This is a genomic window from Arcticibacter eurypsychrophilus (assembly GCF_001730525.1).
GTDB classification, from domain to species: Bacteria; Bacteroidota; Bacteroidia; order Sphingobacteriales; family Sphingobacteriaceae; genus Arcticibacter; species Arcticibacter eurypsychrophilus.
Window position 1 is genome coordinate 1 of sequence record NZ_MDFN01000021.1, and the last position, 13,603, is coordinate 13,603.

Annotated in this window: 12 protein-coding genes; 3 read left to right on the forward strand and 9 right to left on the reverse strand. The window is 37.1% G+C overall.

Translation table 11 applies throughout. The features are described 5' to 3' along the window. Positions 1 to 27: 27 nt before the first annotated feature. The 6 genes from BFL47_RS12335 to BFL47_RS12360 all read right to left on the reverse strand — a co-directional run bounded on the left by BFL47_RS12335 (position 28) and on the right by BFL47_RS12360 (position 7,778). Positions 28 to 522 carry a DUF6252 family protein gene (locus BFL47_RS12335; RefSeq protein ID WP_069660107.1) on the reverse strand — a complete coding sequence of 165 codons (495 nt, stop codon included), beginning with the start codon at positions 520 to 522 and terminating at the stop codon, positions 28 to 30. A 425-nt stretch (positions 523 to 947) separates the two neighbouring features. Next, positions 948 to 2,117 carry a tetratricopeptide repeat protein gene (locus tag BFL47_RS12340; RefSeq protein WP_069660108.1) on the reverse strand — a complete coding sequence of 390 codons (1,170 nt, stop codon included), beginning with the start codon at positions 2,115 to 2,117 and terminating at the stop codon, positions 948 to 950. A gap of 5 nt (positions 2,118 to 2,122) precedes the next feature. Beyond that, on the reverse strand, positions 2,123 to 3,211 hold the full coding sequence (locus BFL47_RS12345; RefSeq protein WP_069660109.1) for a tetratricopeptide repeat protein: 1,089 nt from the start codon (positions 3,209 to 3,211) through the stop codon (positions 2,123 to 2,125). 29 nt (positions 3,212 to 3,240) lie between these two features. Further along, entirely contained in the window at positions 3,241 to 5,874 is a 2,634-nt protein-coding gene (gene gyrA / locus BFL47_RS12350; protein WP_069660110.1) for a DNA gyrase subunit A, read from the reverse strand. A gap of 157 nt (positions 5,875 to 6,031) precedes the next feature. After that, on the reverse strand, positions 6,032 to 6,928 hold the full coding sequence (gene hemF, locus BFL47_RS12355) for an oxygen-dependent coproporphyrinogen oxidase (RefSeq protein ID WP_069660111.1): 897 nt from the start codon (positions 6,926 to 6,928) through the stop codon (positions 6,032 to 6,034). A gap of 328 nt (positions 6,929 to 7,256) precedes the next feature. Then, positions 7,257 to 7,778, reverse strand: coding sequence for a DUF2911 domain-containing protein (locus BFL47_RS12360; protein ID WP_069660171.1), 522 nt, complete (start codon positions 7,776 to 7,778; stop codon positions 7,257 to 7,259). Between the two features lie 100 nt (positions 7,779 to 7,878). Between BFL47_RS12360 and BFL47_RS12365 the strand changes: the two genes are divergently transcribed. Together BFL47_RS12365 and BFL47_RS12370 are read left to right on the forward strand one after the other, a co-directional pair. Further along, positions 7,879 to 8,337 carry a DUF4442 domain-containing protein gene (locus BFL47_RS12365; RefSeq protein WP_069660112.1) on the forward strand — a complete coding sequence of 153 codons (459 nt, stop codon included), beginning with the start codon at positions 7,879 to 7,881 and terminating at the stop codon, positions 8,335 to 8,337. Between the two features lie 26 nt (positions 8,338 to 8,363). Continuing rightward, a complete protein-coding gene (locus tag BFL47_RS12370; RefSeq protein ID WP_069660113.1) occupies positions 8,364 to 9,005 on the forward strand; it encodes an AlbA family DNA-binding domain-containing protein in 642 nt (213 codons plus the stop codon). 2 nt (positions 9,006 to 9,007) lie between these two features. Here BFL47_RS12370 and BFL47_RS12375 read toward each other — a convergent pair whose 3' ends face one another. Next, on the reverse strand, positions 9,008 to 9,376 hold the full coding sequence (locus tag BFL47_RS12375; RefSeq protein WP_245681363.1) for a response regulator: 369 nt from the start codon (positions 9,374 to 9,376) through the stop codon (positions 9,008 to 9,010). A 198-nt stretch (positions 9,377 to 9,574) separates the two neighbouring features. Next, complete coding sequence (gene surE / locus BFL47_RS12380) at positions 9,575 to 10,315, reverse strand: 5'/3'-nucleotidase SurE (RefSeq protein ID WP_069660114.1); 741 nt, start codon at positions 10,313 to 10,315, stop codon at positions 9,575 to 9,577. A gap of 83 nt (positions 10,316 to 10,398) precedes the next feature. Between surE and BFL47_RS12385 the strand changes: the two genes are divergently transcribed. Further along, on the forward strand, positions 10,399 to 11,304 hold the full coding sequence (locus tag BFL47_RS12385; protein ID WP_069660115.1) for a diacylglycerol/lipid kinase family protein: 906 nt from the start codon (positions 10,399 to 10,401) through the stop codon (positions 11,302 to 11,304). A gap of 37 nt (positions 11,305 to 11,341) precedes the next feature. On the opposite strand, the gene pnp is transcribed toward BFL47_RS12385, so the two are convergent. Continuing rightward, positions 11,342 to 13,501 carry a polyribonucleotide nucleotidyltransferase gene (pnp, locus tag BFL47_RS12390; protein WP_069660116.1) on the reverse strand — a complete coding sequence of 720 codons (2,160 nt, stop codon included), beginning with the start codon at positions 13,499 to 13,501 and terminating at the stop codon, positions 11,342 to 11,344. Positions 13,502 to 13,603: the final 102 nt, after the last annotated feature.

The following is a 13,603-nucleotide window of genomic DNA, read 5'->3' on the forward strand; positions in this document are numbered from 1 at the left end:
TTGCTAAAAAACAAACATATTGGTATGTTAATACCTTACAAATGCAAGATCAAATTCTCCATTGGTAACATCTACCATGGATTTGGAAGTTTCATCATAAGCCTTAAAATAAAAAGTGCCACTAATGCGTGATTTTATGGTATCTATTTTTAATATTTCTAAAACACCTTCATAGCCACTTTGTGTATAAAAAGACTCGTGTGTTGCGTCTCTATAATAAGATCCGCTAAAATGAGTTTTGCTTTTTAAAGTGTATTTGCCGGGGACTATAAGTATTCCCGGAGTATAAACCCCTATTCCAACTCCTTCACGAGACCGTGAATTTGAAGCCCGTATGAAAATTTCTTGTCCGTTATTTAATAAATGAATTTCCGCTTCCTGGGATTTGAAATCGTCATTATAAGGTCTCCACGTTTTGCCGTTTAACTTGCACTTAAATCCCGAGTCAGGTTCGTTATTTGATTTCTTACAGGCAAGGTATAGTGTTAAGCAAGCAAAAAGTGCGATATATAATTTGGTCATGAATATCTGCGAATAAGAATGATTGAATGTATGTAAAGTTCCTGATACTTTTCAGGTTATGTAAATTAATTTTTTAATTCTCGGTTATTTTATTAAATGGTAAAATTAAATGATACTTTGTTTTAAAAAACAGATAACCAAACGGTGCTCGACTCGTACAAGTTGAGCACCGTTTGGTTGTATAGCAAAATTAGGCACATAAAAACCCTACAGCGAAGTCGTGGCGTTTTTTGTACTTTTCTTTAATTTACCCCAAATACAAATCAAAAGCCCAAATAGTAGAGAATATAAGATAAGGCACATAAAGAAAAGCGGGTGAACAGTTTATGACCTGTTAACCCGCTTTTCTTTTTTGAAGACTATTTTAAGTCTACTTTTTCAGTGCCCTCGATACTATCCCAGGCTTTTTTTATGCGTCTGTTTTACTATAGTGCTTTAATCTTGGCATCCATTTCGTCAACCTTAACCTTATTATTTTTAATAGAATAATAAGTCTTTAAGTTTTTTAAAGCCAATTCTGATTTAGGGTTTAATTCAACAGCTTTAGTTAAATAAGGTAAAGCACGATCAAATTCAGCTTGTGCTTTTTTCATCGTTAAAGTATACTCCGTTTGTTTACTTGTTGCGAGTTTATTAGCCTTGTTGAAAATAACAATACCATTATTCATAATTAAACCACCGATATTAATGTAAGCATCACTATAAGAAGGGTCAAGTTCTATTGCTTTTTTGTAAGCTTCTTCCGCTTTTACATTGTCTTCTAAAGAATTATAAGCAATACCTAAATAGAAAGGATACAACTTATTTGTTGGTTCTTTAGTTTGTTGAGCAGTGATCTTTTCAATCACTTCCTTTTGTTTCCCAGTCATTAAGCTGAATTCAATTTCTCTGGTTGCTAAATCAGAACTCTTAGGAAACTTTGCAGCACCCTCTCCGGCAATACGGATAGCAGATGCGGTATCCTTAACTGCTGCATATAATACAGACAAATTAGAATATACATTTTCCAAAGAAGAATAGTTAGTAGGTAATAATTCAGTAAAACGCTTAATTGCATTCGGATAATCTTTTCCATTCATAGCAGAAATACCTGCTGCATAGTTTAGTAAAGTATCTCCTGGCGCATAATCCAATCCTTTTGCGAATTCAGTATAAGCGCCTTCAAAATTGCTTTTGTCTAAAAAACGCTTTCCTGCGTTAAATTGATTGATGTAAAGCAAATTATTTACTTTAGCGATGTTATCCTTATTTTTTCCTTCTTTATCAAGTTCTTTGGCTTTTGCAAGTGCAGATACGGCCTCTCCTGCTAATGTTGCAGATTTAGCAGTGGTATCACTTGTAGCAAGGTCTGCATAAATTAATGCCTTATAAGTCCAGGCTGTAGGATCACTAGCGGTTTTTTCATGAAGTACTGCTTTATCTACAGCTTCTTTTGCAGTAATGATTTTCGGACCCGCTAATGCAGGACTTGCAGACTTTAATGCAGAATAGCTATCATAATCAGTTTTTGCAGTATTTACTGCTGATTTTTGTGCGAATGCAGATACTGTGATACCAGATACAGCAATTGCCAGTAAAAGAGATTTGGTTTTCATATATTTCAATTTGTAAGAATAAATTGTTTTAATTTCTCGTTCACTCTTTCAAGCTCTACCATATCCCCGGTATTATTGTATAGAACAGCAAGAGATCTAAGAACATTTACTGAATTAGGATTAATTTCTCCTGCCAAGTTTAGGTATTTGCTTGCCAGACTGAGAAAAGAATCTTTTTTGTTGTTTGGTCTGATGTAAGAATTTAGATAGAACAGCCCAAGTGCATAATTACCTTCATAGTTATTAGGTTCTAACAATATTACTTTTTTGTAATACTCCTCTGCTTTTTCTTTTTTACCAATGGTTTCATAAGAAAAACCAGCCAGATAATTTAAGTGCAGATTTTCTGGATCAAGTCTTAAAGCATCCCCAATAATATTTTCAACCATATTATAAGCGCCATTATCTACATAAATGTTGATTTCTTTGAAAAGTAGATCCTTATTTCCTGAAAATAAGCTTCTGCCCTCTTCAACAACCTCTAATGAACGGTTGCTGTTCTTGAAATCATAAAGATTAGATAAAGCTAGGTAATAATCAGGTAATGAACGCTTTCTGTCTCTTATAAGCTGCTCATAGTAATAGATAGCTTTATTATTATATCCGAGCTTTTCACTTAAAATAGCCAGATTATGTTTAACAAAATAGTTCTGATTATCAGCAGAATCTACAGATTGATAAGCATTATAAGCATCTGTATAGTTTTCATTTGCTGAAGCCTTATTGGCAATCACTAACCATGCTTTTATTAATTGAATCCTGACAAAGTCAAGTTCAGGTTTATGATCATCATTTAACTTAGGACTTCTTAATTGACTTAGTGAGAATAAAGTTTCATTTATAGGATCCTTTACGTATTTTAATTTACGTGTAGAATCCGCGTAGGCCAAAGAGGAATAAACCAGACTTTTGATCAGGTTATTCTTATAGTTAAATGAATCTTTTTTGGTTTTAAAAATTCCATCTACTGAAGTCTTTGCTTTTTCAAGAAAAGAAAAGTCAGTTTTTGCTGTATACTTGGCAAAATTATTCATCGCTTCCTTAGTAAGGGTTTGTGCAGGAAGCGAACTTCCTGCACAACACAATACCATCATTATTATTATTTGCCTTTTCATTATTGACATTAATCTTCTAACGAATCATCTTCTGAATTCGTATCCTCATCATCTGATGATTCCTCGTCTTTTACTTCTTCATCCGTTTCTTCATCAAGAGCATCTGCTTCCAGATCCTCTTCAGAACCAGGTTCCATTGGTTCATTCAGCACCTCAGCTTTTTCAGCCTCTTCCTCATGTTCCACTTTTGCAATTGATGCAATGGCGTCATCACCCTTTAAAGAGATCAGTCGCACACCTTGAGTGGCACGACCCATAACACGCAGAGCACTTATAGCAATTCTGATTACAATACCCGATTTATTAATAATCATCAAATCATCGGTATCAGTTACGTCTTTTATAGCAATCAGATCTCCTGTTTTTTCCGTTACATTAAGCGTTTTAACACCCTTTCCGCCACGGTTTGTCACACGGTAATCTTCCAGATTAGTACGTTTACCATATCCTTTTTCAGATACGACCAACACAGTAGCTTCCGGATTATTAATGCTCAGCATACCAATTACTTCGTCCTTATCATGAGCAAGCGTCACACCGCGGACACCAGTTGCAGTACGGCCCATCGGACGAACAGTAGATTCATTGAAGCGGATTGCTCTTCCAGAACGAAGCGCCATTACAATTTCACTCTTACCGTCTGTTAAGTTTGCTTCAAGAAGCTGATCGCCTTCATTAATATTGATGGCGTTAATACCATTAGAACGTGGACGGGAATAAGCCATTAAAGAAGTCTTTTTAATCGTTCCCTTAGCGGTACACATAATTATAAAGTTATTCTCCAGGTAATCCTGATCTTTCAGGTTTTTAACCTTGATATACGCTTTAATGTTTTCTTCCTTCGGAATATTAATAATGTTCTGAATTGCCCTACCCTTACTTGTTCGTGAACCTTCAGGTATTTCGTAAACCCGAAGCCAGAAACAACGTCCTGCTTCAGTAAAGAACAACATGTAATTATGGTTTGACGCAATAATAATCTGTTCTATGAAATCCTGATCTCTCGAATTAGAGCCTATTGAACCTTTACCACCACGACCCTGTGTGCGGTAATCGGTCAAAGGAGTACGTTTAATGTACCCTTCATGCGAAATGGTAATCACTACTTCCTCATCATCAATGAAATCTTCCATCGACATATCTTCTGCAGAATGAATGATTGAAGTTTTACGTTCATCACCATATTTTTCTTTGATCTCTTGTAATTCATCCTTGATGATCTGCATTCTCAGACCTTCATCATTCAGAATAGATTTCAAATAGTCAATGGTCTTCATCAATTCATCAAATTCATCCTTGATCTTACCTCTTTCCAGACCAGTCAAACGACGTAAGGTCATATCCAGAATAGCTCTCGCCTGGATATCAGATAAACCAAAGGTTTCCATCAAACCAACACGCGCTTCTTCAGGTGTATTCGAGGCACGTATTAAACGAATAACCTCTTCAATATGATCTAGAGCAATTAATAGACCTTCTAGAATATGAGCACGCTTTTCTGCTTCTGAAAGTTCAAAGCGAGTACGGCGGATTACCACTTCATGACGGTGATCAACGAAATGTTTGATCAGGTCTTTCAGGTTCAGCATCATCGGACGCCCGTTAACAAGCGCAATGTTGTTGATACTGAATGGAGTTTGTAAGGCTGTGAATTTGTACAGGTTATTTAAAACTACAGATGAATTAGCATCACGTTTGATTTCGTATACAATACGCATCCCGTCACGGTCAGACTCATCCCTGATTTCCGAAATACCTTCCAGTTTCTTTTCATTGACCAATTCAGCAGTACGCTCAATCATATTGGCCTTATTAATCTGATAAGGAATCTCGTTTACAACGATACGTTCCCGGTCGTGACCATAATTTTCAATTGAAGCTTTCGCTCTAATCACCACACGGCCTCTACCAGTTTCGTAAGCATCCTTCACTCCTCCATGACCATAAATGATCCCACCAGTAGGAAAATCGGGTGCTTTAACATGCTGCATCAGCTCAGATATTTCAATATCCCTGTTATCTATAAAAGCAACAGTTGCATCAATAACTTCTCTGATATTATGAGGAGCCATATTCGTAGCCATACCTACAGCAATACCAGAAGCACCGTTTATAAGCAGATTAGGTATTTTCGATGGAAGAACCGTAGGCTCTTGCAGCGAATCATCAAAGTTGTTCTGGTAATCAACGGTATCTTTATTAATATCAGCCAGCATTTCTTCAGCAATCTTCTTCAGTCTTGCTTCAGTATACCGCATTGCTGCAGGACTGTCTCCATCAATAGATCCAAAGTTACCCTGCCCATCTACAAGTGGATAACGTAGGCTCCAATCCTGTGCCATACGCACCATGGTTCCATATACCGAGGAATCACCATGTGGATGGTACTTTCCTAATACATCACCAACAATACGCGCTGATTTTTTATGGGGTTTTCCGCTGGTCACGCCAAGATCTAGCATGCCATAAAGTACACGACGATGCACTGGCTTTAAGCCATCTCTTACATCGGGAAGCGCACGGGAGACAATAACAGACATTGAGTAATCAATGTAAGCAGCTCTCATTTCTTCTTCGATGTTTATGGGAATAATGCGATCGTGTGTTGGTTCTAAGTTTTCGTTTTCTGTATCTTCAGCCATCGTTTGATAGTCGGTTTATGAAATGTAATATTGTCGTTAAACACGACTTGCGAAGATAAGAAATTATTAGAGAATAAACGTCTAATGGAGACGATTGGCTCCTTTTTAAGCTTGAATTGAAGCAAAAAGACGGAATTATATCCCCCTTATTTGAAAATTAAATAATCCAGTTAATGTCTTTTTTTAGTAAACTCAAAGTCCGCGCTTCATCTGACCCCGCTTCCGGTTGTACATTATAAATCCAGTTTGCCTGAGGTGGAAGACTCATCAGTATAGATTCAATCCTTCCGTTAGTCTCCAGACCAAATTTAGTACCTGCATCATAAACCAGATTAAATTCAGCATATCTTCCTCTTCGTATATACTGCCAGTTTTTTTGACTTTCTGTATAGAGCTGATCCCGGTGTCTATTCACTATTTCTGTATAAATAGGAACAAAAGAACGGCCTATCGCTTTGGAAAATTCAAATATAGATAGCCAATTAATACCTGCTTTATCCGGATTGAGCCGATCATAAAATATTCCCCCAATCCCCCTGGTTTCATTCCGGTGTTTAATAAAAAAATAATTATCTGCCCAAGTTTTAAATTCAGCATAAAAGGTTTTATTAAACCGGTCACAAACCGCTTTAATATTTTGATGGAAGTATTGTGCATCCTCTTCGTACACATAATGTGGAGTCAGGTCTATTCCACCTCCAAACCATCTAAGCGATTCATTCATTTCAAAATACCTGATATTCATATGAATGATAGGCACAAAAGGATGACTTGGATGAATAACAATCGATATGCCTGTGGCGAAAAAATCTACAGAACTAACCTTAAAAGCAGTTTTTATCGCTTCCGGTAATTTCCCATACACAGATGAGAAGTTCACTCCTCCCTTTTCTATAATCTTTCCCTCCTGCATAATACGGGTCCTTCCTCCTCCTCCTCCATCACGTTCCCATATTTCTTCCTGAAATTTACCTGAAGTATCAAGTAGTTCTAGTCCCTCACATATTTCATCCTGAATAATTTGATACTGCGCAGAAATTTCTTCTTTAGTCATAGTTGTTGAAAGGATTAACTATTCGTTGTAACAGTAAAAATAGGTCATTTGCTTATTAAAACAGCTAATGAATTTTGGCTTGTTAATGGTGATACCAAGTTCCGCTTTATAAATGGGTTATAGTTGATATTTGTTTCAAAATTATTGATCAGGTTCTCTGAACTGTATTTTAAATCAATCCCCTTTTGCAGCATAGCTTAAAGTTTATCGGGCTCCTACAAGATAAAGCTGACTTAATAACCTTTTTCAAATTCTAAGTAAAATATAAAAGGCTGCTTCATAATTGAAACAGCCTTTTTAAATAACTAATAATCAATTATTTATATTTCTATTTAATAGAAATAGGCACTTCAATATTTTCCCATTGTAGTACTACTCCTTTTTTATTGATTACATAAGTTAATCTTTCCTTCAAAGCGGATGCTTTTTTAGGAGATACTGTAACTCGTAGTGCATCCTGACTTTCCTCGTACTTGTATGCACCCCATTGATCAGCAGTTTTGTTGAAAATAATAGTCCAGTTTCCTTCTGTCGGAATAGCAAAAAATGAATATCTACCAGCTGGAAGTGATTTTCCTTCTACTTTGATATCCTTATCTGTTGAAAAAGTAGTGGCTTTATTAGCACCTGCACGCCAAACTTTACCATAAGCTTCAAGGCCTCCCCATATTTTCCTTCCTTTAACTGATGGGCTACCATATTTAATTTCAATCATTGCGTTTCCGACTTTACCACTTACACTATCAGCCGGACTAGCTACAGGTTTTTCCTGAGCTTGAATCAATGTACTGGAAAACAATAAAGCACAAACTACAAAAGAGAATGCTTTTAATACAAAAGGTTTTTTCATTATGATACTTTTAAGTTTGATAATAATACGCAAGATAGGAGATTTTTTTCTTTAAGCAAAGTTGCTTTATTTTTCATAAAGTTTTCAGATATTAGTTGAAATGCTTATATCAGAAAATACGCTAAAATGGGTTATGCGTTTTTATCCACCACTTTTATTTCAGCGCATATGGGTTAGGCACTTTGATACTGATTTCCTTGGTGTTGACGTTAAAATATTTAAAAGCGTATTCAATTTAAATTATAACAGATCAATATTTGGAGGAACGATTTATGCCGCTGCCGATCCTTTTTATGCCGTGTTATACTATCAGGCCATGAGACGTAAGGGGTATAATGTTGTCGTCTGGCAAAAGGCAGCAGAGATCTTTTATCTTAAACCGGGTATGTCAAACCTGTATTTTAGCATTACGATTACCAAAGAAGAAATTAATACACTTAGTAAAAAACTTGATGAAACAGGCAAGGCAGAACAATATTGTACATTGGAAATAAAGGATATCAGGGGTGAAATTTGTGCCCGTGTTATCAGTCTCGTTTATATTCGGAAACTGGATTAAAACAACAGACAACTAAAATTGCTACTATGAGCGGATTAAGACCATATGACATCAAACAAATGATCTTTGAGGGCGAAGGAATGCATGTTGATTTTAAAAAGACCATTACTTCATGTTCCAAAATTGCCCGTACCCTGGTTGCTTTTGCCAATAACAAAGGTGGAAAACTCTTAATTGGCGTAGCCGACAATGGAACCATCAAAGGTGTCAGCGCCGAAGAAGAAGAAAAATACATGTTAAACCGTGCAGCCACTTTTTATTGCCGACCACTGATTGATCTTTATTTTGAGGAAGTCTATATCGATAATAAGATTGTGCTTGTAACGGAAATAAAAGAAAGCGATGTTAAACCCCATTATGCTTTAGGAGACGATCACAAATGGTGGGTATATGTCCGTGTCAAAGACAGAAGCCAATTAGCCAGCAAAATAGTTGTAGATGTGTTAAAGGCCGGTGCTAATGATGCTGGAGTATTGATTGAATACTCAGAAAAAGAAAGTCTTTTATTGAAATACCTTGATGTTAACCAAAGAATTTCTGCAAAAGATTCAAGTAAATTACTAAACCTTCCTAGACGCAGAACTCAACGCCTATTAGTCAATCTTATATTGTCAGGTATTATCAGACTTCATACAAATGAGAAAGAAGAATATTATACTGCTTGTTGATCTTATGCGGCCAATTGATGACTTATTTTCATCAAGAGGTGATCGAGGTCAAATGGCTTCTCTACGAAGTCATCCGGAGCTCCTGGATTATTCAAAAAAGACTTTAAGTCATGTGTAGCAGATATCATAATTATTGGAATATGCTGAATGGACTTGTTTTGCTTAATTTTCATGCAGATTTCTCTTCCATCTAAAGTGTCCAACATGACATCCAGAAGTATTAGATCAGGATGTACAACCTCAATTATCTCAAATATATGATGGCCATCGGCAAGTTTTATCACATCATATCCCTCCCACGATAAAAGCTCTTCCAGAACATCCAGGATCGCTAAATTATCATCCACAGCTAAAATTTTTTTATTCATCATATCTTATAACTACCAAGATGTATACCATTACCATGATTTTTAAAATTAATCCTACTCCTTGATGACAAAAAAATAAAAAATTAGTATAATAATGTATACTAAATAGTTAACCTAAACCAATAAAATTATACAATTAACTGTCCTTTTGTTAAGTCACATCATTGTATTAGTGGTAAATACTGTACTAAAAACAGATGTTTACACTGGTAAATTATGACTTTCAATGGCTTTAGCAAGTTCTACCTCATTAGTTAAGTCTAAACGCAAGGGAGTAATGGATATATAATCGTTCTCCACAGCCCAACGGTCAGTACCTTCTTCTGCAGGCCCTAAAGGTGAAACTGTAAACCAGTAATGTTTTCTTCCTAAGGGATCGGTACCAGGAATGATTGTTCCATCATATAAACGAACGGACTGTCGGGTATACCGCATTCCACGGGGATTCTCCGGGAAATTAACATTATATAAAGCAAGTTTAGGATTCTCCAGCAAAATCTCCAACGTCTTTTCAATAAAAGGTTCTAAATTTTTGAAGTCCGGTTCCGTTTTTCCTACCGGGGTACTCAGTGCAATCCCCTTAATTCCAAACAGTACAGCTTGTTTTGCAGCAGCCAATGTTCCCGAATGCCACATCCCATTTCCTAAATTTGGACCCATGTTAATTCCTGAAAGCACCACATCAGTCTTCGACCATAGATGTCTGCCCAGTGCTACACAATCAGCAGGTGTTCCATTTACCCGATAAGCCTCAATTCCTTCGAAAGCAATAGGTGATCTTTTATAACTAAGTGGTCTGGAATGAGTAACTGCATGTCCCATAGAGGACTGTTCCACATCGGGCGCTACCACCCTTACTTCTCCAAATTTTAAGGCAATGCGAGCTAAAGCGGCAATGCCGGGACTATAAATCCCATCGTCATTCGTGATTAATATTCTCATGATGTAAAATTTATTCCTTACTAATGCCAACCAAAAAACAGGAATGATGTTTGAAAAGGAGTATTTTACACGACAAATCAGGCATGAAATTAGCTAAACTGTTACATAATCCAGGCGCAGGTGATGAAAATCATACCCGGGAAGAACTGATTCAACAGATTAAATCGAAAGGATTTAACACCATCTACCATTCTTCAAAAGAAAGATATTTTCTTCGGATAATTGAAGATGAAGTGGATTTTATTATTGTGGCAGGCGGCGACGGCACCATTCGTAAAGTCGTAAAAAAGCTTATGGAACGTAGATTATTAGATAAAAACTATCCAATAGCACTCCTGCCAATTGGTACGGCCAACAATATATCTAAAACCCTAGGCATAACGGCTTCTCATCATGAAATAATCAAATCATGGATAAATTGGGAAATTAAAAAGATCGATATAGGCAAGATCTATAATTTTGCCGCAGCAAATTTCTTTATTGAAGGACTTGGTTTCGGGGTTTTCCCACGGTTAATCAAAGAAATGATAAACGTTGAAGAGGTATTGGTAGACACACCGGAGAAAAATCTAAAATATGCCTTACGTAAGTTGCAAAAAATTACTTCCACATACGAAGCCAAATATTGCCATATTGTAATTGATGGAGACTCCCATTCCGGAAAATATTTACTTGTTGAAGTGCTAAATATGACTTCAATAGGTCCTAATTTAGTCTTAGCTCCTGATGCCGATCCTGGAGACGGTTTTTTAGAAGTAGTGTTGATTGCAGAGAGTCAGAAAAATGACTTAGATGAATATATTAAGCATAAACTTAATGGAACAGAGGGCAAATTATCCTTTCCCACGATTAAGGCCAAAAGTGTCGTTATGCGTTGGGCTGGACATATGCTCCATGTGGACGACCAGCTAATTATGCTGAAAGAAGATACGATCATTAAGATTGAACTACTCCCTGGAGTTCTTCAATTTTTGGTTCCCAATAAATAAAGGAATAAAAAAAGCCGCTTTGCAGCGGCTTCTCTTATTATTGTGGGTTTGCAGAAGCTTCAGGCTTCTTCTCATCACGTGGAGGACGAGGAAGCAAAGCCTTTCTTGAAAGCTTAAATTTACCTTGTTTATCCACTTCAAGTAGTTTAACACGAACTTCATCACCAACCTGGAAGATACCGTCCATAGACTCGTAACGTTTCCAGTCAATTTCAGAAATATGAAGCAAGCCATCTTTACCCGGCATGATTTCAACAAATGCACCAAAAGGCATAATTGATTTCACTTTACCTTCGTAGATTTCGCCAACCTCAGGTCTTGCTACTATATTACGAACACGTTTAAGTGCCAGTTCGATAGTTTCTTTATCAGGACCGAAAATGCTGATCACTCCTTGATTGTCTTTTTCTTCAATCGTAATGGTAGTACCAGTTTCACGTTGCATTTCCTGAATGATCTTTCCTCCGGGGCCAATGATCGCACCGATAAATTCCTTATCAATCTTCACTACTTCAATACGAGGAGCATGAGGTTTGATTTCGGGATTTGGTTCAGCAAGCGTTTTCTTGATCTCGTTCAGGATATGAAGACGGCCTTCTTTAGACTGCGCTAAAGCTGCACGTAACACTTCCCATTTCAAACCATTGATTTTTAAGTCCATCTGACAAGCCACGATACCATTAGCAGTACCCGTAACCTTGAAATCCATATCACCTAAATGATCTTCATCACCCAGGATATCAGAAAGGATGGCATATTTACCAGTCTTCTCATCTGTGATTAAACCCATTGCAATCCCTGAAACAGGCGATTTAAGTTTCACACCAGCATCCATTAGCGCAAGCGTAGCTGCACAAACGGTAGCCATAGATGAAGAACCGTTAGATTCCAGAATATCAGAAACCACACGGATGGTATAAGGATTCTCCTCATCAGGAGGCATCACCTTTTTCAATGAACGTTGAGCCAGGTTACCATGACCAATTTCACGACGACCAACACCACGGTTAGGTTTTACCTCACCAGTAGAAAATCCGGGGAAGTTATAATGAAGGATGAATTTCTGGTAGCCATTAAAGAAAGCACCATCAATGATCTGCTCATCCATTTTAGTACCTAAAGTAACTGAAGTCAAAGATTGAGTTTCACCACGGGTGAAAACAGCAGATCCATGCGCAGCAGGAAGGTAACCAACTTCACTCCATATAGGGCGAACAGTAGTTACATTACGACCATCCAAACGAATTCCTTCGTCTAATACTAAATTACGTACAGCATCATACTGTACATCATGGAAGTATTTCTTAGCAAGAGACTTGGTGACATCATCCACTTCAGTACCTAAACTAACGATAAAGGCATCTTGAATTTCGGAGAAGCTATCAGAACGCTCATGTTTAGAAACGCCAGATTTAGCAACAGCATAGACCTTATCGTAAGTAGCAGCAAAAACCTGTGCCCTTAATTCAAGGTTACTGTTTTCGTGGGAGTATACTCTTTTTTCAGTTTTACCAACTGCAATGCTCAATTCTTTTTGAACCAACACCTGCACTTTAATAGCCTGATGAGCAAATTCGATAGCCTCAATCATTTCTTCTTCAGAAATTTCATTAGACTCACCTTCTACCATCGTGATATCATTTTCATTACCAGCAACGATAAATTCCAAAGATGCTTTAGCAAGATCACTCAGGTAAGGGTTAATCACCAACTTACCATCAATCTTTGCAACACGCACTTCAGAAATCGGACCGTTAAAGGGGATATCAGAAACACAAAGAGCAGCCGAAGCAGCAAGACCTGCAAGGCAATCCGGCATAATATTCTTATCACCAGAGATCAATGAAATCATCACCTGTGTATCAGCATGATAATCTTCAGGAAACATCGGGCGTAATGCACGATCAACAAGACGGGAAATTAAAACTTCATAATCAGACAGACGGGCCTCACGACGTAAGAAACCACCTGGAATACGCCCGGTTGCTGCGTATTTTTCTTGATAATCAACAGATAAAGGAAGGAAATCAACTCCTTCTTTAGCCGTTTTAGAAGACACTACAGTAGCTAATAGCATGGTATTACCCATTTTAACTACTACAGAACCGTCGGCTTGTTTGGCAAGTTTGCCAGTTTCAATTTCGATTATGCGACCATCGCCTAAATCGAATGATTTTTTGATTAGATTGTAACTCATTTTGTAGCCATTACAATGTACCTTTCCTCTTTGAAGTACATCTTGATGTTTTTTACTTTATTTTAGTGCAAAAATAAAACAAAAAAAGCCATTCACGTTAGC

Bases quoted from the DNA above. Each gene is read 5' to 3' on its own strand.
- surE (WP_069660114.1), bottom strand. From the start codon at position 10,315: ATGAGAATATTAATCACGAATGACGATGGGATTTATAGTCCCGGCATT.
- BFL47_RS12365 (WP_069660112.1), top strand. From the start codon at position 7,879: ATGCTTATATCAGAAAATACGCTAAAATGGGTTATGCGTTTTTATCCA.
- BFL47_RS12375 (WP_245681363.1), bottom strand. From the start codon at position 9,376: ATGATGAATAAAAAAATTTTAGCTGTGGATGATAATTTAGCGATCCTG.
- BFL47_RS12385 (WP_069660115.1), top strand. From the start codon at position 10,399: ATGAAATTAGCTAAACTGTTACATAATCCAGGCGCAGGTGATGAAAAT.
- gyrA (WP_069660110.1), bottom strand. From the start codon at position 5,874: ATGGCTGAAGATACAGAAAACGAAAACTTAGAACCAACACACGATCGC.
- BFL47_RS12335 (WP_069660107.1), bottom strand. From the start codon at position 522: ATGACCAAATTATATATCGCACTTTTTGCTTGCTTAACACTATACCTT.
- BFL47_RS12360 (WP_069660171.1), bottom strand. From the start codon at position 7,778: ATGAAAAAACCTTTTGTATTAAAAGCATTCTCTTTTGTAGTTTGTGCT.
- hemF (WP_069660111.1), bottom strand. From the start codon at position 6,928: ATGACTAAAGAAGAAATTTCTGCGCAGTATCAAATTATTCAGGATGAA.
- BFL47_RS12345 (WP_069660109.1), bottom strand. From the start codon at position 3,211: ATGATGGTATTGTGTTGTGCAGGAAGTTCGCTTCCTGCACAAACCCTT.
- BFL47_RS12340 (WP_069660108.1), bottom strand. From the start codon at position 2,117: ATGAAAACCAAATCTCTTTTACTGGCAATTGCTGTATCTGGTATCACA.
- pnp (WP_069660116.1), bottom strand. From the start codon at position 13,501: ATGAGTTACAATCTAATCAAAAAATCATTCGATTTAGGCGATGGTCGC.
- BFL47_RS12370 (WP_069660113.1), top strand. From the start codon at position 8,364: ATGAGCGGATTAAGACCATATGACATCAAACAAATGATCTTTGAGGGC.